Raw genomic sequence first — 17,866 nt, forward strand, 5'->3', positions numbered from 1 at the left:
AGCTCGGGCGCCAGACGGTTACGGGACGTGATCGGCGCGATCCTGGGTGCGGCTCCGGAGGGCGTCGCGCCGGATTTCGGGCTGCCCGTCGAGCGGCTGCTGCGGTTACATGCCTGTCTGCCCCTGCCCCTGCCCCTGCCCCTGCCCCTGCCCCTGCCCCTGCCCCTGCCCCGACGGAAACGGGCGTGTCCCGCCGGGTGGTGTAGCCGGTTCCGGCCGAGTCGAGTCGGCGGGTGGCTATGCCGCTCGACGGGGCGTCGTCGGGTGGCCGGGGCGGGGGCTGCGGTAGCGGCGGCGGTGGGCGGGGGCTGCGGTAGCGGCGGCGGTGGGCGGGAGCGGCGGGGTGGGGTGGGGTGCGGGGGTGGGTGGTGCCTGCGGCCGGCGGTTTCTCCGTCGACGGGGGGGGGCTGCGTCGGCGGTGGCCGGGGCCGTCGGTGGGCCGGTGCCGGGGGTTGGGGCGGTGTCGGGGTGGGCGGGCGTGCGCACGGGGGCGGCGTCGGGCCGGGGCCTGCGTCGGGGGTGGCCGGGGTGGTCGGTGGGCCGGCGTCGGGGTGGTGGGGCGGTGTCGGGGTGAGCGGCCGTGCGCACGGGAGCTGGGTCGGGCGGGGGCCCGCGTCGGGGGTGGCCGGGGGCGATCGGTGGGCCGATGTCAGGGGTTGGGGCCGTGTCGGGGTGGGTGGGCGTGCGTGTGGGGCGCGGCGTCGGGGTGTTGGAGCATTTGTCCCCCGGGGCCCTGCTGCCCGGTGTGTCAGGAGTGCGGGCGTCGGGCTTGGTCGGCGATGTGGCAGAGCTGGGCCGCGATCGACCCTCGTATCGTGTCCGCACCGCAGGGCGCCCCACTGGCGCTGCCGCCCGGCGGCGATGCGCTTGCTGCGGCTCGCCGCCCCCGGGAGGGGACATGCCGCGTGTCACAACCCGCGGTAACCCCCTTCCCGAACCCGGGCAAACCGCCCACCGGGGCCGAGTTTCGACCACTCACGTGCGCGCGGGCACTCGGGGCGCACGCGGCGGTGACAAACTCGCGGCAACCCACCCGTCAAACCTAGCCAAATCGCCCACGCGGGCCGAGTTTCGCCCGCCGACGTGCACCCCGGCGGGCCTCTGGCCGCGCCGAGGCCCGTTTGGACCCCGGAGGGCGGTGTGGGCGGGCGCCGCGGGGCGAGGTGCGGGTCCCGGGCAGCGGTGCGGGGGGATACGAGGGCCGATCGCCGCCAGTTCCGTGCCAATCGCCGATCAGGCCCGACGCCCCGCACTCCTGACACGCTGGGCGGCGGGGCCCCGGGGGACAAATGCTCCAACCCCCCGACGCCGCGCCCCCGGCGCACGGCCACCCACCCCGACGCCGCCCCTCCCACGACGCCGGCCTTCCGCCGGGCCCCGGCTGCCCCCGGCGCAGGCCCCCGTCGCCGCAGCACCCACACGCACGCACGCCTACCCCGGCACCGCCCCCCTCCCCCGACGCCGGGACCGCCCACCGGCCCCCGCCAACCCCGACACAGGCCCCCCGTCCACCCAGAACCCTCCGGCCTCACCCACCACCGCGCCGCCACCACCGGCCCACTCGACCCCCGCCGGTACCGGCTTCACCACCCGGCGGGACACGACCCACAGAACCGACCCCCGCACCACCGCACACCCCCAGCGCCACCGCGCCACCGCACCACCGCGCCCGCGCGCACGTGAGCGCGGGGACCGCCGCACCCCGGTGTGCGCACCAGGGGCGGGACGACGGCGGTCCCCGCGGGGACGCGGGCGGGTTGGATTCCGGGTCCGCGTCCGGCGACCAGGGGGTCCGGGAGCCGCTCCGGAGGCCGCTGTCGCCGTTTCGGGTATCGGTGGGGTCGTCCTTTCCGATGTGCTCCAGCGTGACCGAGCCGTGTGAACCCCGCGCTTCGGGGGCGTGACGCCCTTGTTCCGTTTGCGGGATCACGCGCGGCGGCCCGTCGCGCGGGTCAGCGCCACCCGGGTTGCCGCAGGGGGAGGCCGGAGTCGCCCGAGGCGGGGGTGCGTACCGCGAGTACCTGGTTCACGCCGATCCGGTTGCGCTCGAAGGACAGCGCCGAGGCCGCCATGTACAGCCGCCAAACCCGCGCCCGCCCCGGTGTCGTCAGGGCCACCGCCTTCGCCCAGCCGGCTTCCAGGTTCGCCACCCAGCGGCGCAGCGTCAGCGCGTAGTGCTCGCGCAGCGACTGGGTGTCGCGCACCTCGAAGCCCGCGCGCTCCAGTTGGTCGACGGTGGTGCCGACCGGTGAGAGTTCGCCGTCGGGGAAGACGTAGGCGTCGATGAACTCGTCTATGGCGTACTCGTCTTCGTCGGCGAGCGGGCGACGGGCGATCTGGTGGTTGAGGAGGCGGCCGCCGGGGCGGAGGAGGCGGTGGAGGCCGCGGGCGTATTCGCCGTAGCGCTGGGAGCCGACGTGTTCGGCCATGCCGATGGAGGAGATCGCGTCGTACGGGCCGTCGGCGGTTTCGCGGTAGTCCTGGACCCGGATTTCGACGCGGTCGCTGAAGCCGGCGTCGGCGATCCGCTTGCGCGCGTACGCGGCCTGTTCGGCGGAGAGCGTGATGCCGACGGCGCGTACGCCGTACTCGCGGGCGGCGTGCAGCACCATCGAGCCCCAGCCGCAGCCGACGTCGAGGAGGCGGTCGCCCTCCTTCAGGCCCAGCTTGCGGCAGACGAGGTCGAGCTTGGCGGTCTGAGCGTCCTCCAGGGTGCCGCCGTCGTCCCAGTAGGCGCAGGAGTAGACCATGGAGGGGCCGAGGACGAGGGAGTAGAAGTCGTTGCCGACGTCGTAGTGGTGGCTGACGGCGGCCTTGTCGCGGCGGAGGGTGTGCAGGGGGCCGCGGGCGCGGTGGCCGCGTACCTCTTCGGGTGGGGGTGGCGGCGGGGGCAGCGGCCGGGCGAGGGCCAGTACGCGGTGGGCGAGGGTGGCGAGGCGGGCCGGGCGGGGGCGGGGGGAGCGGGGGGCGTCGGGGTCGCGGTCCCAGAGCAGGCCGGCGAGGCGGTCGAGGGCGGTGTAGAGGTCGCCTTCGACGTCGAGTTCGCCGGCGACCCAGGCGCGGGCGAGGCCGAGTTCTCCGGGGCGCCACAGGATGCGGCGGAGTGCTCGGCGGTGGCGTACGACGAGGACGGGGGCGCCCTCGGGGCCGGCTTCGGAGCGGTCCCAGGCGCGGATACGGATCGGCAGCGGGCCTCCGAGCAGCTCTTCCGCGAGTGCGGCGAGCCGGGGGGCGGCGGCGTGGGTCATGGCGCACCTCCGTGGGACGGGCAGGTGGTCGACGTGTGTCGGGCTTGCTGGACACCACGTAAACACCAAATCCCACCCCGGGAAGTCCCGTTGCGCGCCGGTACGCCGGTACCAGCCGAAAAGAGCAGTCAGGCGCCCTCCCGGCGGGCCGGGCGGGCGCCTGACGGGGCGGTCAGCGCGGGGTCAGGAGGCTCGTGCCGCCTCGCGGCCTCGCTCCCCGGCCGGTTCGCCGGCGGGCTCCCCTGCGGGCTCCCCAGCCGGTTCCTCGGCGGGTGGCAGGCCCGCGGCGCCGTGCGCCCGCTCCTGCTGCCGCGTCGCCTTGCCGTCCCGTACGGACTGGTCGTACTGGGCCCGCGCGGCGGCCGTGACCGGGGCGGCGGCCTCGTAGAACTCGTCCCGCGGCGACTCCATCGCGCCCAGCGACACCACCTCGCGCTTGAGGAAGACGCCGAGCGTCCAGTCCATGAAGACGCGGATCTTGCGGTTCCAGGTGGGCACGGCCAGGCCGTGGTAGCCGCGGTGCATGTACCAGGCGAGGCGGCCCTTGAACTTCAGGGACCGGCCGAACACGTTGATCATGGCCACGCCCTTGTGCAGGCCGAGGCCGGCGACGGCGCCCTTGTTCTTGTGCCGGTACTCGCGCTGCGGGAAGCCGCGCAGCTCCGCCACGACGTTGTCGCCGAGGAGCTTGGCCTGGCGCAGGGCGTGCTGGGCGTTCGGCGGGCACCAGGCGTTCTCGGCGCCGGCGGCGCGGGCGGCGAGGTCCGGTATCTGGGCGTTGTCGCCCGCGGCCCAGATGTAGTCGCTGCCCTGGACCTGGAGGGTGGCGACGGTGTCGACGTGGCCCTTGGGGCCGAGCGGCAGGCCGTACTCCTTGAGCACCGGGTGGGGCTTGACGCCGGCGGTCCACACGACGGTGTGGGAGTCGACCTCCAGGCCGTTCTTGAGCACGACGTGCCCGTCGACGCACGAGTTCAGGGAGGTGTCGAGGTAGACCTCGATGCCGCGCTGCTGGAGGTGCTTCAGCCCCCAGGTGCCGAGCGCCGGGCCGACCTCCGGGAGGATCTTGTCGGCGGCGTCGACGAGGACGAAGCGCATGTCCTCGCGCTTGATCGACGGGTAGTACTTGGCGGCGTCGCGCGCCAGGTCCTCGACCTCGCCGATGGTCTCGGCGCCGGCGAAGCCGCCGCCGACGAAGACGAAGGTGAGGGCCTTGCGGCGGTCGTCGGCGTCGTGGGTGGACTCCGCCTTGTCGAGCTGCTCCAGCACGTGGTTGCGCAGCCCGATGGCCTCCTCGACGCCCTTCATGCCGATGCCGTTCTCGGCGAGGCCGGGGATCGGGAAGGTGCGGGAGACGGCGCCGAGGGCGACGATCAGGTAGTCGAACGGGACCTCGTACGGCCCGCCGACGATGGGCGCGACGACCGCGACCTTGCGGTCCTGGTCGATGGACGTGACCCGGCCGGTGAGCACCTCGGCGCCGGGGAGGACCTGGCGCAGGGGGACCACGACGTGCCGGGGGGAGATGCTGCCGGCGGCCGCCTCGGGGAGGAAGGGCTGGTACGTCATGTACGAGCGCGGGTCGACGACGGTGACCGACGCCTCCCCGTACCGCATCTTCTTCAGGATGCGGCGCGCCGCGTAAAGGCCGACGTAGCCGCCGCCTACTACGAGGATCCTGGGACGCTCCGTAGTGCTCATGTTTCCGAGTATCCCCCCGGGGGCGGAGGCATGCTCGTGAGGGGGTTCACAAGCTCCGCCCGGGGTGGTGCTACACTGCGCCGCCACACCTTGCGCGCTCGTCGCGCACCCGCGGCGGGAATCGACCCACACCCCGCTGAGCTGCGAATTCGCGGTCACGACCCGCAGATGTCACTCTGACGCAAAGCGTCCGTCACACCGCGCGCGAGGCCCGGGGGTCCAGGATTCGAGCACGGCGGCCAAATCTGCGCCGGAAGCATGTGAATATCTTCACGAAGTTCGTTCCTGGCGTCCGGCAGGAGGCGGCTCGTGAACCCGGCATCGCGCAGACGCTCCCAGGCTGCGGTCACGTCGTCGGGGATGTGCTGGTCGACCATGAATCCCAGCCGCGGATAGACCATGAGCCGCTGGTGCGCCCCCGTCAGCATGTCGAGCACCAGGCGCACGTCCCCGAGGGAGTCGGCGTAACCGGACAGGGTCATCGTCGTGGACGCGCTGACCCACTCGGCTTCGGGCCACAACTTGCGCGCGGTCGCGTAGGCGCGCCGCTCCTCGTACGGCTTGCTGACCAGCAGGACGGACGACACGGAGACGCGCCGCTCCGCGAGCAGCGCGCGGGAGAAGCGGATGTTCTCCCCCGTGTTCCGGGCCCGCGGCTCGACGAGGATCGCCCCGTCCGGCACCCCCAGCTCCACCGCCCGCGCGCGGTAGTGCTCCGCCTCTCCACGCGGCATGCGGTCGCGGGTGGTGCGGCTGGTCGCGCCGGTGAAGACGATCAGCGGCACCATGCCGCGGTGGTAGAGGTCGGCGGTGGTGTCCGCGACTCCGAGGTCATGGCTGCCGAGTCCGATCGCCACGGAGCAGGCGCGCGGTTCGTGCCCCATCCGCTGAAAGTCCCAGAGCCGCTGAGCATCGGCCCACGCCTGCGCCGAGATCACGCGCCTTCCTCCTCCGCTTTCACCGAGCCGGGGCGGGCGTCTGCGTCAGCGGACGCTCCCGAGCAGCCCGGCGCCGGGGACAGCCGCCGGTCGCACGCCCGGGATGGCCGCGCTCGGCTGCCGCGTGGGCGTCCCCGCGCCTCAGACGCCGTCGTCAAGGTCGACCTCGTACTCGACGACCGTGGTGTCGGCTCGTCGCACGATCGGGCGCGCCACCTCGACCACCCGCCCGCCGGTCGCGATGTGCCGGCGAACGATCCGCAGGACGGGCACGCTGGCACCGAGGCGCAGCGTCTCGGCCTCGCCCGGGGAAGGCATCCCGCCCGTCAGGGACTCGGTCACCTTCGCCACGTGAACGCCGATGCTTGCCAGTTGTGCTCGCGTGCCGCCCGGCCACGGCTCGTTGATCGGATCGGCGACGGGCGTGTCCGCCACGTCTGACCAACGCAGGTAGCTGGTGCTCATCTGCGTAGGTACGTCGTTGTCGTGGAACACGAAGTGCCGCGCGAGAAGCTGCTCGCCGACCGCGCCCCCGAACAGCTCGGCGAGTTCGTCGTCGGCCTCGGTCAGCTCGAAGCGCTTGTCGAGCCGGTACTCGGACCATCCGATCCCCTGGTCACGTGTGTAGGGCGTCGCCGGCCCGGAGCCTCGCTTGTTCCGGTACCGGTCGGCCTGCAACCGGTGCACCGGGGGACGGGCCCGCACGCGCGTGCCGGCGCGCGCCCGCGTCTCGATCAGGCCCTCACCGCGCAGCATCGCAAGCGCCTGCCGGATGGTGGTCTCCGACACACCGTGGGTGGCCGCCAGCTCGGGCAGGGTGGGCAACCGCGAGCCGGGCGCGTGGTCGCCGGCCATGATCCGTGCGCGCAGCTCGCGTGCGATGCGCACGTATTCGGCCCGATCCTGCCGACCCGCCACCGTGCCACCTCCCCGGGGAGTGATCGTTTCGTTTTCTGTGCACACATATTGCCGTCACTGACTTGACTACCGTCAACCCGCCCGCCAATCCGGCTGTGCGTCTCCGAGCTCGCGACCAATGCCCTGCGGTACGGGCCGCGCGGCCGGGACTTCCTCGTACGGGTCCGTCGTACGCATCGAGGTGCACGACGCCGGCGACAGCACGCCCCGGGTGTGCGCACCCACCCGCGACGACGACCACGGGCGCGGCCTGCTCGTCGTCGCGGCCCTCGCCGACGACTGGGGCGTCGCCGGCCGCACCGGTCCCGGCAAGGTGGTTTGGGCGGAGTTCAAGGTCAACGCCACCGCGCTCGCCGCCCCGAGCGGACCGTCCGTATGAGCCCGGGGCGCCGTCGGTCAGTGGTCTTGGTCGGCTGAGGCTAGCCGCCAGGCGATTCCGTCGAGGATGTCGTGTTCGCTGACCACGACCTCGCGGGCGCCCGTGCGCTCCATCACCGCCAGCAGCACCAGCGCGCCCGCGCCGATCACGTCGACCCGGCCCGGGTGCATCACCGGGATCGCGGCGCGTTCCGCGTGGTCGGCGGTGAGCAGGTGCTTCGTCACCTCGCGGACCTGTTCGACCGGGATGCGGGCGTGGTGCAGGGCCGCCGAGTCGTACGCGGGCAGGTTCAGGGCGATCGCCGCGACGGTGGTGACGGAGCCGGCGAGGCCGACGAGGGTGGCGGTCTCGCGGAGGGGGACCGCGGCCTCCGCGGTGTCGAGGGCGGCGGCGATGTCGGCGTCGGCGGCCGCGATCTGCTGCGGTGTCGGGGGGTCGGCGAAGTGGTGGCGTTCGGTGAGGCGGACGCAGCCGATGTCCACGGAGCGGGCCGCCGCGACGCGGTCGGTGCCGGCGACGAACTCCGTCGAGCCGCCGCCGATGTCGACGACCAGGTACGGGCCGGGTACGCGGCCCGCCAGCTCCCCCGTCGCGCCGGTGAAGGACAGCTCGGCCTCCTCGTCGCCGGTGATGACCTCGGGCCGGACGCCGAGGATGTCCTCCACGCCGCGTACGAAGTCCGCGCGGTTCTCCGCGTCGCGGGAGGCGGACGTGGCGACGAAGCGGGTGCGGACCGCGCCCAGCCGCTCGATGATCTCCGCGTACCGGCGGCAGGCGGCGAAGGTGCGCTCCAGCGCCTCGGGCGCCAGCCGGCCCGTGCGGTCCACGCCCTGACCCAGCCGGACGATCTCCATCCGGCGGTCCAGGTCGGTCAGCTCGCCGGCCGCGGGGTCCGCGTCCGCGACGAGCAGGCGGATGGAGTTCGTACCGCAGTCGACGGCTGCTACTCGGGTCATGCCTCGTCCTCCCCGGATGTCTCCCGTGTCACGCACGGGCCCTTCGCCCACCACTCCGGCAGCATCGCCAGCGCCTCGTCGCCCAGCGGGTTCACCCCCGGCCCCGCCGCCAGCGCGTGCGCGACGAGTACGTGCAGGCACTTCACCCGGTCCGGCATGCCGCCCGCGCTGGGGAAGCCGGTCAGCTCGGCGATGGCGTCGCGGCGGGCGACGTAGTCCTCGTGGGCCGCGCGGTACGCGGCCGCCAGCTCCGGGTCGGCCGCGAGCCGGGCGGTCATCTCCTTCATCACGCCGTCCGCCTCCAGGGTGCCGATCGCGGAGTTCGCGCGGGGGCACGTCAGGTAGTACAGCGTCGGGAAGGGGGTGCCGTCCGGCAGCCGGGGGGCGGTCTCCACGACGTCGGGGTTGCCGCAGGGGCAGCGGTGCGCCACGGCGCGCAGGCCGCGGGGGGCGCGGCCCAGCTGGGCGGCCGCGGCGGCGGTGTCCGCGGCGGTGGCGGGGGTGTGCTCGGTGGGGGGCGGGGGCTTGTCCATCTCTCCTCGTTCGGACGGCGGCGGGCGGGTTCGCGTACGGCGCACGCGCCTCAGCGGCGGCCGTCCGCGGCGTCCAGGCCGTCCCACAGGTTGTCGTACCACGGCCGGTCCGCCGCCGATCCCGCCTCGCCGGAGCGGGCGGAGCCGGAGCCGTCGCGCATGAGGTAGCCGGTCTCGCCGGGCAGGACGTAGTGCAGGTGCTCGCGGGCCTGCCGGCGTACGTACTCGGGGTCCCGCCAGCGTGCCTTCTCGTCCCGCAGCTCCTCGACGCGCTTCTCGGCCTGCGCCTTCTCCCGCTCCAGCTCGGCGACCTCGGCCCGCTGGGCGATGTACTGGCGGAGCGGGTACGCGAGCGCCACCACCAGGGAGCAGACGACGAGCGCGAGCACCGCGGCGCGCCCCGTCAGCCGGCTGCGCCGGGCCGGGCGGGTCCGGTAGACGCGCTCGGAGACCCGGCTGACGGCCTGCTCGCCGAGCAGCTTGAGGCGGGTGGTGGTGGAGAAGCGCTCCCTGGCCATGTGCGTCGCGTCCTCCTCCCCGGGATCCCGGGCGCGCCCCGAGCGGCCTGCGGCGGCCGGTCGGCGGCCCCGGTCGCACCCTACGCGGTGCGGCCGGGGCCGGGCGGGTCCGACGCCGATGTCGTACGGATACGGGTACGGGCCGGCCGGCGGCCCGGCGGTCGCCGGGCGGCGGCTCAGCCGTTCTTGTAGCGGGGGAAGGCGCTGCGGCCCGCGTACTCGGCGGCGTCGTCGAGGATCTCCTCGATGCGCAGCAGCTGGTTGTACTTCGCCACCCGCTCGGAGCGGGCCGGGGCGCCGGACTTGATCTGGCCGCAGTTGACGGCGACGACCAGGTCGGCGATGGTGACGTCCTCGGTCTCGCCGGAGCGGTGGGACATCATGCACTTGAAGCCGTTGCGCTGGGCCAGCTCGACGGCGTCCAGGGTCTCGGTCAGCGAGCCGATCTGGTTGACCTTGACCAGCAGCCCGTTCGCCGCGCCCTCGTCGATGCCGCGCTGGAGCCGCTCGGGGTTGGTGACGAAGAGGTCGTCGCCGACGATCTGGACCTTGCCGCCGAGGCGCTCGGTCAGCGCCGTCCAGCCGGCCCAGTCGTCCTCGAACAGCGGGTCCTCCAGGGAGACCAGCGGGTAGTCCGCGACGAGCTGCTCGTAGTACTCCGTCATCTCGGCGGCGGAGCGCTCCTTGCCCTCGAAGACGTACGTGCCGTCCTTGTAGAACTCGGAGGCGGCGACGTCGAGCGCGAGGGCGACGTCCTGGCCGGCGGTGTAGCCGGCCTTCTGGATCGCCTCGATGATCAGGTCCAGCGCGGCCCGGTTGGAGTCGAGGTTCGGCGCGAAGCCGCCCTCGTCGCCGAGGCCGGTGGACAGGCCGCGCTCCTTGAGGACGGCCTTGAGCTGGTGGTAGACCTCGGCGCCGCAGCGTACGGCCTCGGAGAACGACTCGGCGCCGATCGGCGCGATCATGAACTCCTGGATGTCGACGTTGGAGTCGGCGTGGCTGCCGCCGTTGAGGATGTTCATCATCGGCACGGGCAGCACGTGCGCGTTGGGGCCGCCGAGGTAGCGGAAGAGCGGCAGGTCGGAGGCTTCGGAGGCGGCGTGCGCGACGGCGAGTGAGACGCCGAGGATGGCGTTCGCGCCGAGGGAGGACTTGTCGGGGGTGGCGTCCAGGTCGAACATCGCCTGGTCGATGAGGCGCTGCTCGGTCGCGTCGTACCCGACGAGCTCGGGGCCGATCTGCTCGATGACCGCGAGCACGGCCTTCTCCACGCCCTTGCCGCCGTAGCGGTCCTTGTCCCCGTCCCTCAGCTCCACGGCCTCGAAGGCGCCGGTGGAGGCGCCGGACGGGACGGCAGCACGGCCGGTGCTGCCGTCGTCGAGGCCGACCTCGACCTCGACCGTGGGGTTGCCGCGGGAGTCGAGAATCTCGCGGGCTACGACGACGTCGATCGACGGCACGGTGTCTCCTTCGGAGCGATTCGCTACGGGTTCCGCCCTGAGCCTAGCCGCCCGGGGTGACGGGCCCGGCCCGCACCCGGCCGCATTCCGCGGTACGAGACGGTACGGAGCCGGCGCCGGCCGCCGGACGGACGGCGTACGGGCGGCGGGCGGGCGGCGGGCGGCACGGGCGGGCGGCGACGCGCGGCGCGCGGCGTTCGGCGGCGGGCGGTGGCGTACGGCGTGGTCGTCCCGGCCCGCGCACCGGACGGGCCGGGACGGCCGCGCCGTACCGCGCGGGCGGGCCGTCCGGCACGTGCTCCGGGGCGGCGGCCCGCCCGCGCGGGGCGCGGGCCCTACCTCACCTTCAGCTTCTGACCCGGGCGGATCAGGTCGGGGTCCGCGCCGACGACCGACTTGTTCTCCTCGTAGAGCTGCTGCCAGCTGTCCGCGCCGTGCCGGCGGGCGATGTCGTCGAGGGTGTCGCCCTCGCGGACCTCGTAGTAGAAGCCCCGGAAGACGGTGCGGGACTCCGGCTGGGTCTGCTCCTGAGCCTGCTCCTGGGCCTGCTGCTGCGGCTGCTCCGCGGCCTGCTCCTGGGGCGCGGCCGGAGCGAGCTGCCCGGCCGGCGGGCCGCCGGCGGTCAGGCCGGCGCGGGGGCCGCAGTTGGGCCACGCGCCCGGGCCCTGCATGGCCAGCAGCCGCTCGGCCACCGCGATTTGCTGCTCCTTCGTCGCCAGGTCGGCGCGCGGGGCGTAGCCGCCGCCCCCGGCCGCCTCCCAGCTGGACTGGGAGAACTGGACGCCGCCGAAATAGCCGTTCCCGGTATTCGTCGCCCAATTTCCTCCGGACTCGCAGGCGGCCACCCGTTCCCACGTATCGATCGGGGCGGCGGCGGCGTTGTGGGCGCCCAGTACGGGCAGCCCGATGGCGGTTCCGGTGGCGCCCATGAGAACGGCCATGCGGGAGTGCGTGCCCAGGCGGGCCTCGGCGGCGGGGCGGCGGTGCTTACCCGTTCCGGCAGGAAGAAGCATGATGCTCTTTTCTCACCGACGCCTGCGAGGTGAGCTGTCGGGTGCGGGCTGTGAGTGCCCGGCCGTACGTCGAGCGTGCGGCTTGACCCCAAGCCGTCCGGTCCGCCTTCTCGTTGGACCGGATCGGCGCCTACCGTGGGTCCCCCGCTCCTGTCAGCGGTGCTTCATGCACGGATGGCCCGGGTGAACGCCGACAGGATTCGGCGTGAGGCGATCACCGGGGCTCGCGGTGGCGAGCAATGTGACGGTAAGCACATAGGCGTGTGCGATTCAAAGACCTCGGAAAGTTCCGTGCCTGGTTTTCCGCCCGTCAGCTAGCCCGGTCAGCCGATTACGTCAAATATGACTAATCCGTGTGCACTTAGCCGGGGGCCGGGTCAGTTTCCACCCAATTCGAGTTCCTGACCAGGCTTGATGTTGTCGGGGTCGGCGCCGAGCGAGTTCTTGTTTCCGTCATACAACTCGGACCATCCGCCCTCCAGCGAATGCTCCGTGGCGATCTCGGAAAGGGTGTCACCCGGTCGGACGGTATAACTGCCGTCGCCCGCGCCGGATTCGCCGGACCCGCCGTCACCGTCGCGCTCCGCCGGGTCGCCGGGGATCTCGGCGATCCACTCGCGGCCCGGGTCGGGCAGCTCGGTCGCGCCGGGCCCCTGGGAGGCGCCGGGGGTCTCCACGGCCTCGCGCGGCGCCTCGGGGACAGCGGAGCCGTCGGAGCCGTCGGGGGACGGCAGGGCGTCGGACGGGGTCGGGGTGGGCGTCGCGGAGGCGTCCGGGGCGCGGTGGCGGCCGGTGCCCTCCGTGGCCTCGGCGCCGTCGCCGCCCTCGGAGTCCCGGCCGGCCCGGTCGCCGGAGTCCGTGGCGGCCTCGCCGGGGTCCTGGGAGCCGCGGTGCTTGCCGCCGCCGGAGGGCTCCCCGCGGTCGCCGTCGTCCCCGCGGTCCGTGTTCCGGTCGTCGCCCTCGCGCTGGGCGCCGTCCGTGCCGTCCTCGCCGTCCGTGGCCCCGGGGTCGGGGGCAAGCGTGGGCGGGGTGGTGGGCGGCAGCGGAAGGTGGGCGCCGGGGTCGACCTCCGGCTCCGCCTCGTCGGCCGCCAGCCCGGCGTCGGCGGCGCACTCCGGCCACGCCCGGTCGGCGCCCATGCCGTCGAGGATGCGCTCGGCGACGGTGATCTGCTGCGCCCGGCTGGCGAAGTCGGGCTGCGAGGCGAACTCCTCGCCGCCGTACTCCTGCCACATGTCCATGGTCAACTGCAGGCCGCCGTAGTACCCGTTGCCCTCGTCGGCGCTCCACAGCCCGCCGCTCTCGCACTCGGCGACCCGGTCCCACGTGCCGGCGTCGGCGGCACTCGCGCCGCTCGCGCCCAGCAGCGGCAGGGCGATGCCCGCCCCGGTCGCGCCGGCGGCGACGACGAACGCGGGGGCCTGGCGGGGACGTCGGTGGCGTCCGTTACCCGAGCGCATGCGAGTGCCTTTCGTTCCCTGTGTGTTCGAGCCAGTGGCCGAACTTAATACCGAAGTACCCCCGATCACAAGTTGATCGCCTGATAGTCACGCCCAGATCACAGAGGATGGCCGAAGCGTGCCGGGTCGGCCCCCGGTACGGTCGGGGCGTGACCACCGCGCCCGTCCCCGAGCTGTTCGGCTGGGAGTTCGCCGCCGACCCCTACCCCGCGTACGACCGGCTGCGCGCGCACGCCCCCGTGCGCCGGACGACGCTCCCCAGCGGCGTCGAGGCGTGGCTCGTGACCCGCTACGCCGACGCCCGCCGGGCGCTCGCGGACCCGCGGCTGTCGAAGAACCCGGTACACCACGCGGACGACGCGGCGGCGAAGAGCAAGACGGGCATTCCGGGCGAGCGCAGCGCGGGTCTCATGACGCACCTGCTGAACATCGACCCGCCCGACCACACCCGGCTGCGCCGGCTGGTGTCGAAGGCGTTCACGCCGCGGCGCGTGGCGGCGTTCGCGCCGCGGGTCCAGGAGCTGACGGACGGCCTGATCGACGGGTTCGCCGGCCGCGGCAGCGCCGACCTCATCCACGAGTTCGCCTTCCCGCTGCCGATCTACGCCATCTGCGACCTGCTCGGCATCCCCCGCGAGGACCAGGACGACCTTCGCGACTGGGCGGGCATGATGATCCGGCACGGCCGGGGGCCGCGCGGCGGCGTCGCCCGCGCGGTGAAGAAGATCCGCGCCTATCTCGCGCAGCTGATCCACCGCAAGCGGCGCGGCGACGGCGACGACCTGGTCTCCGCGCTGATCCGCGCCTCCGACCACGGCGAGCAGCTCACCGAGGAGGAGGTGGTGGCGATGTGTTTCGTGCTGCTCTTCGCGGGCTTCGAGACCACCATCAACCTCATCGGGAACGGCACCCACGCGCTGCTGCGCCACCCCGCGCAGCGGGCCGCGTTGCAGGACGCCCTCACCCGCGGCGACCGCGGGCTGCTGGAGACCGGCGTGGAGGAGCTGCTGCGGTTCGACGGGCCGGTGGAGATGGCCACGTGGCGGTACGCGACCGAGGCGCTGGAGATCGGCGGCGTGGCCGTCGCGGAGGGCGACCCCGTCCTCGTCGTCCTCGCCGCGGCGGACCGCGACCCGGCCCGGTTCGACGCCCCCGCCACCCTCGACCTCGCCCGCCGGGACAACCCGCACCTGGGCTACGGGCACGGCATCCACTACTGCCTCGGCGCCCCGCTGGCCCGGCTGGAGGGGCAGACGGCGCTGGCGGCGCTGCTGACCCGGCTGCCGGACCTGCGGCTGGGCGAGGACGCCGGCGAGCTGCGCTGGCGCGGCGGGCTGATCATGCGGGGGCTGCGGACGCTGCCGGTGGAGTTCACGCCGCGGTGACCGGGCGGCGGGCGCGGGCCGCCGGGGGCGGGAGCCGCCGGGGAGGGGGCGGGAGGCCGGGACCGGGAGCGGGGAACGACCGAGCCGGGAAGGGCGGAGCCGGGAGGCCGCCGCGGGGCCCGGGAGGCCCCGGGGAGCCCGGGAGACCCCGGGGAGCCCGGGAGGCACCGGGGAGCACGGGAGGCACCGGGGGGCCCGGGGGCACGGGGCCCCCGGGGGGGCACGCCGCGGCCCGAGGTTCAGCGGCCCTCCGCGCCCTCGCCGTCCTCTCCGTGGTCCCCGCCGTCGCCACCCGGCTCCGTCCTCGGCTCCGTCGTCGGCTCCGTCGTCGGCTCCGCCGCTTCCGCCTCCGCGGCGCGGATCGCCTCCCGGTACGTACGCGCCGCCGCCCGCAGCGCCGTCTCCGGGTCGACGCCGGCGGCCTCGGCCCGTAGCGCCAGGGCGAGCAGTTCGGTGCCGAAGCCGTCCGCGGGCGGGTCCGGCACGGCCAGGCCCGCCGTGCGGGCGCGGCCCGCCAGCTTCGCCACCAGCGACAGCGCGGGCTGGGCCGGCGGGACGCCGTCCGTCACCGACGTGCGCCTCTTCTCCACGGCCTTCTCGCGCAGCCAGTGCGCCTTGACGTCCGCCGGGGTCTCGGCCACCGCGTCGCCGAAGACGTGCGGGTGGCGGCGGACCAGCTTCTCCACGAGGGTGCCCGCCACGTCGTCCACCGAGAACGGCGCGTCGGGGTCCTCCTCGGCGATCCGCGCGTGGAAGACGACCTGCAAGAGCACGTCTCCCAGCTCCTCGCGGACCGCCTCCGCGTCCCCCGACTCGATCGCCTCGACCAGCTCGTACGCCTCCTCCAGGCCGTACTTCACCAGCCCCTCGCCCGTCTGCCCGCCGCTCCAGGGGCAGTCGCGCCTGATCCGGTCCATCACCTGCACCACGTCGATCAGCCGGGCGCCCGGCAGGTCGTACGAACCGGGCAGCAGCTCCAGCGACGGCATCTCCGTCCGCCCCGACCCGGCCAGCCGCGCCAGGCCGTCCGTCAGCCGCGGCTCGCCGTCCGCCGCGGCGACCACGACGACGGTGGCGCCCGCGGCACAGGCTTCGGTCAGCTCGCGGGCGTCGGGCTCGGCGTTCTCCACGGCGACGCCCGCCTCGCGCAGGTACGGCAGCTGCGGGTGCGCCGCGTCGGCGCACAGCACGCGGTCGGCGCCGCGCAGCGCCTCCCACGCGGGCCAGGACAGCAGCCCGGGGGCGATGCGGTGGGTGGTGGTCAACAGGACGATGCGGCCGGTCACGTCCCCGACCGTAACCGACGCCGCCGACAGTCCCGTACCGGCACCCGTACCGGCACTGGTCGCGGGCACCGGCACCGGCGTCTCACCGGCGCCACCGCGCGGCGCGCCGCGCGCTCACCCCTGCGGCGCGACGCCGCCCTCCGCGGTGGCGCTGACCTGCTTGATCCACGGGGTGTCGGCCTGCGACAGCCGCACCTGCTCGTTGTCCCACTTGCCGTACCGCGGGCTGACGTCGATGCCCAGGTCGTCCGACGCCTCGATGAGCAGCCGGCCGAGCCGGGCCTGCCCCTCCTGCGACTGCGGGTCGATGCCCAGCTTCTCCACCAGCCCCGCCACCATGAGCTGCTGCTCGTAGTGCTTGTCGAGCGCCTCGGGGGCGAGGCTGTACTGCTGGAGGTACATCTCCTCCAGCCGCTTCTCGCCGCCAACCGAGGCCGCCTCGGCCCGCTTGGTGCGCTGCACCTCGCCGCGGGGGACGGAGACGCCGTGGTTCTCCGCGGCCTGCTCGATGACCCGGCCCTGGAGCATCGAGTTCAGGGTGTCCACGCTGAGGTCGCCGCTCTGGTCGATCAGCTGGTCGGCCTGGGGGCTGGCGTTCTGCGCGGCGCGGACGTCGGCGACCCGGTTCTGCAGCTGCGAGACGGTGATGCGCTCGTCGTCGCCGAGCACGGCCGCGGCTCCCGCGCGCGGTTCGCTGCCGCACGAGCTGAGCAGCGGCACGGCCACGACGATCGCGGCGACGGTTACGGCGAGCGCGGTCCTGCGCATGGCGGCCTCCTGGGCTGCTTTTCTGCGGCGGCGTGCCACTTCGTGATACGGATCACGATCTTACGCGGGGGGCGCCCGGCGCCACCACTGCCCCGCCTCGACTTCTCTGTTCGGCCGTCATTCACGTTCCGTACACCGCGGCACAAGAAGGTTCGGCAGTGACCGTATCCGACGCGCCGACGCGGCCGGCAGCCGCCTCCGACTCCGCCGCCCCGCCGCGGGACGCCGCCCCGGCCCGGCGGCCCGGCCACCGCTACGACGTCGACCTCATCCGCCTGCTGTGCGCCTGCGGCGTCATCCTGGGGCACACCGGCTCGGAGTTCATCAACGCGGTCGGCCGCCGGGAGGCGAACGGCGCCGCCGCGTACTGGGCCGGCATGACCGCCGACGCGCTCAGCCGCTTCGCCGTCCCGATGTACTTCGCCATCGCCGGCTGGGCCGTCCTCGCCGGCGCCCCGCCGCGCGACGGCCGGCGGCTCGCGCGGCGCATGGTGCGGATCGTCGTCCCCATGGGCGTGTGGACGGCCGTCTACCTGCTGTGGGGGAAACTGCGGGACACGAACGAGGATCCGGTGCGGGACCTGGCGGTGGACGCGGCGTTCGCGACCGTACGCCCCGCGTACCACCTGTGGTACCTGTACGCCTACGTCCCCGTCGTCCTCCTCCTCGGCTTCGTCGTCCTGCTGCGCGCCGGCCGGCGCCCGTGGTGGCTCGGCGCGGTGCTCCTCGGCTTCGCGCTCGGCCCCGGCCTGCTGGCCGACGCGGGCCGGGCGGCCGGCTGGGCGACGCCGTCGTTCGGCTGGGGGTTCGGCGTCTACTCGCTCGTGTACGCGGCCGGGGGCGCCCTGCTGTTCTCGCTGAGCCCGCGGCGGAGCGGGCCGGGCGGCCGGGCGCTGTGGGCGGCCGTGGCGACGGCGGCGGCGGCCGGTGTGCTCGTCTACCAGACGCAGGTGAGCTACGTGATCCCCAACGCCCACCTGCTCGTCGCCGCGTTCACCGGCGCGGTTCTGCTGGCGCTGACGCGGGTGCGGGTGCCGGAGCGGTGGCGCCCGCGGGTGAAGCGCGCCGCGGGGGCCGCGTTCGGGGCGTACCTCGTTCACCTGATGGTGATCCAGGCGCTCGCCGAGCCGGTGGTGTCGGCGGATGCGGGCGCCGCGGAGGCGGTGGCGCTGACCGCGGGGATCTGGGCGGCGAGCGTGGTGCTGTCGTTCGGCGCGGCGCTGCTGTGGCAACGGCTGGGGCTGCGGCGGCTGCTGGGGTAGGGGGCGGGCGCGGGCGTACGGGCGGCGCGGGCGGCCCCGCG

Annotated in this window: 13 protein-coding genes, 2 pseudogenes and 1 riboswitch; of the genes and pseudogenes, 3 read left to right on the forward strand and 12 right to left on the reverse strand. The window is 74.5% G+C overall.

Annotated features, from left to right (window positions below):
- Positions 1-1,952 precede the first annotated feature (1,952 nt).
- The 4 genes and pseudogenes from ACHZ99_RS31425 to ACHZ99_RS31440 form a co-directional block, all read right to left on the reverse strand.
- The gene (locus ACHZ99_RS31425) at positions 1,953-3,248 is read right to left on the reverse strand and encodes a class I SAM-dependent methyltransferase (protein ID WP_420308235.1); all 1,296 of its coding nucleotides are present in this window, start codon (positions 3,246-3,248) and stop codon (positions 1,953-1,955) included.
- 183 nt (positions 3,249-3,431) lie between these two features.
- Positions 3,432-4,949, reverse strand: a complete 1,518-nt coding sequence (locus ACHZ99_RS31430; RefSeq protein WP_420308236.1) for an NAD(P)/FAD-dependent oxidoreductase — start codon at positions 4,947-4,949, stop codon at positions 3,432-3,434.
- 293 nt (positions 4,950-5,242) lie between these two features.
- Positions 5,243-5,887, reverse strand: a pseudogene (locus ACHZ99_RS31435) (YdcF family protein); the annotation flags it as partial.
- Positions 5,888-6,028: 141 nt separating this feature from the next.
- Positions 6,029-6,805, reverse strand: a complete 777-nt coding sequence (locus tag ACHZ99_RS31440; protein ID WP_420308237.1) for a GntR family transcriptional regulator — start codon at positions 6,803-6,805, stop codon at positions 6,029-6,031.
- Between the two features lie 87 nt (positions 6,806-6,892).
- Between ACHZ99_RS31440 and ACHZ99_RS31445 the strand changes: the two are divergent.
- Positions 6,893-7,184 (forward strand): annotated as a pseudogene (locus ACHZ99_RS31445) (ATP-binding protein).
- Positions 7,185-7,201: 17 nt separating this feature from the next.
- On the opposite strand, the gene ACHZ99_RS31450 reads toward ACHZ99_RS31445, so the two are convergent.
- The 6 genes from ACHZ99_RS31450 to ACHZ99_RS31475 form a co-directional block, all read right to left on the reverse strand.
- Complete coding sequence (locus tag ACHZ99_RS31450; protein ID WP_420308238.1) at positions 7,202-8,140, reverse strand: exopolyphosphatase; 939 nt, start codon at positions 8,138-8,140, stop codon at positions 7,202-7,204.
- A complete protein-coding gene (locus ACHZ99_RS31455) occupies positions 8,137-8,673 on the reverse strand; it encodes a DUF501 domain-containing protein (RefSeq protein ID WP_420308239.1) in 537 nt (178 codons plus the stop codon). The genes ACHZ99_RS31450 and ACHZ99_RS31455 overlap by 4 nt, the downstream gene beginning before the upstream one ends.
- A gap of 50 nt (positions 8,674-8,723) precedes the next feature.
- On the reverse strand, positions 8,724-9,191 hold the full coding sequence (locus ACHZ99_RS31460) for an FtsB family cell division protein (protein WP_420308240.1): 468 nt from the start codon (positions 9,189-9,191) through the stop codon (positions 8,724-8,726).
- Positions 9,192-9,367: 176 nt separating this feature from the next.
- Entirely contained in the window at positions 9,368-10,651 is a 1,284-nt protein-coding gene (gene eno / locus ACHZ99_RS31465; protein WP_420308241.1) for a phosphopyruvate hydratase, read from the reverse strand.
- A 335-nt stretch (positions 10,652-10,986) separates the two neighbouring features.
- Positions 10,987-11,592 (reverse strand): transglycosylase family protein, encoded by a 606-nt coding sequence (locus ACHZ99_RS31470; RefSeq protein ID WP_420308242.1) that lies wholly within the window; start codon positions 11,590-11,592, stop codon positions 10,987-10,989.
- Positions 11,593-11,668: 76 nt separating this feature from the next.
- A riboswitch (cyclic di-AMP (ydaO/yuaA leader) is annotated at positions 11,669-11,880 on the reverse strand.
- A gap of 161 nt (positions 11,881-12,041) precedes the next feature.
- Positions 12,042-13,124, reverse strand: coding sequence for a transglycosylase family protein (locus ACHZ99_RS31475; RefSeq protein ID WP_420308243.1), 1,083 nt, complete (start codon positions 13,122-13,124; stop codon positions 12,042-12,044).
- A gap of 107 nt (positions 13,125-13,231) precedes the next feature.
- On the opposite strand from ACHZ99_RS31475, the gene ACHZ99_RS31480 reads away from it, so the two are divergent.
- Entirely contained in the window at positions 13,232-14,509 is a 1,278-nt protein-coding gene (locus tag ACHZ99_RS31480; protein ID WP_420308244.1) for a cytochrome P450 family protein, read from the forward strand.
- 239 nt (positions 14,510-14,748) lie between these two features.
- Here ACHZ99_RS31480 and ACHZ99_RS31485 read toward each other — a convergent pair whose 3' ends face one another.
- The gene (locus tag ACHZ99_RS31485) at positions 14,749-15,825 is read right to left on the reverse strand and encodes a nucleoside triphosphate pyrophosphohydrolase (RefSeq protein WP_420308294.1); all 1,077 of its coding nucleotides are present in this window, start codon (positions 15,823-15,825) and stop codon (positions 14,749-14,751) included.
- 84 nt (positions 15,826-15,909) lie between these two features.
- On the reverse strand, positions 15,910-16,563 hold the full coding sequence (locus ACHZ99_RS31490; RefSeq protein WP_420308245.1) for a SurA N-terminal domain-containing protein: 654 nt from the start codon (positions 16,561-16,563) through the stop codon (positions 15,910-15,912).
- 158 nt (positions 16,564-16,721) lie between these two features.
- On the opposite strand from ACHZ99_RS31490, the gene ACHZ99_RS31495 reads away from it, so the two are divergent.
- The gene (locus ACHZ99_RS31495; protein WP_420308246.1) at positions 16,722-17,825 is read left to right on the forward strand and encodes an acyltransferase; all 1,104 of its coding nucleotides are present in this window, start codon (positions 16,722-16,724) and stop codon (positions 17,823-17,825) included.
- The last annotated feature ends 41 nt before the right edge of the window (positions 17,826-17,866 follow it).

It is taken from the genome of Streptomyces sp. MAR4 CNX-425 (assembly GCF_048656465.1).
Lineage (GTDB): Bacteria > Actinomycetota > Actinomycetes > Streptomycetales > Streptomycetaceae > Streptomyces.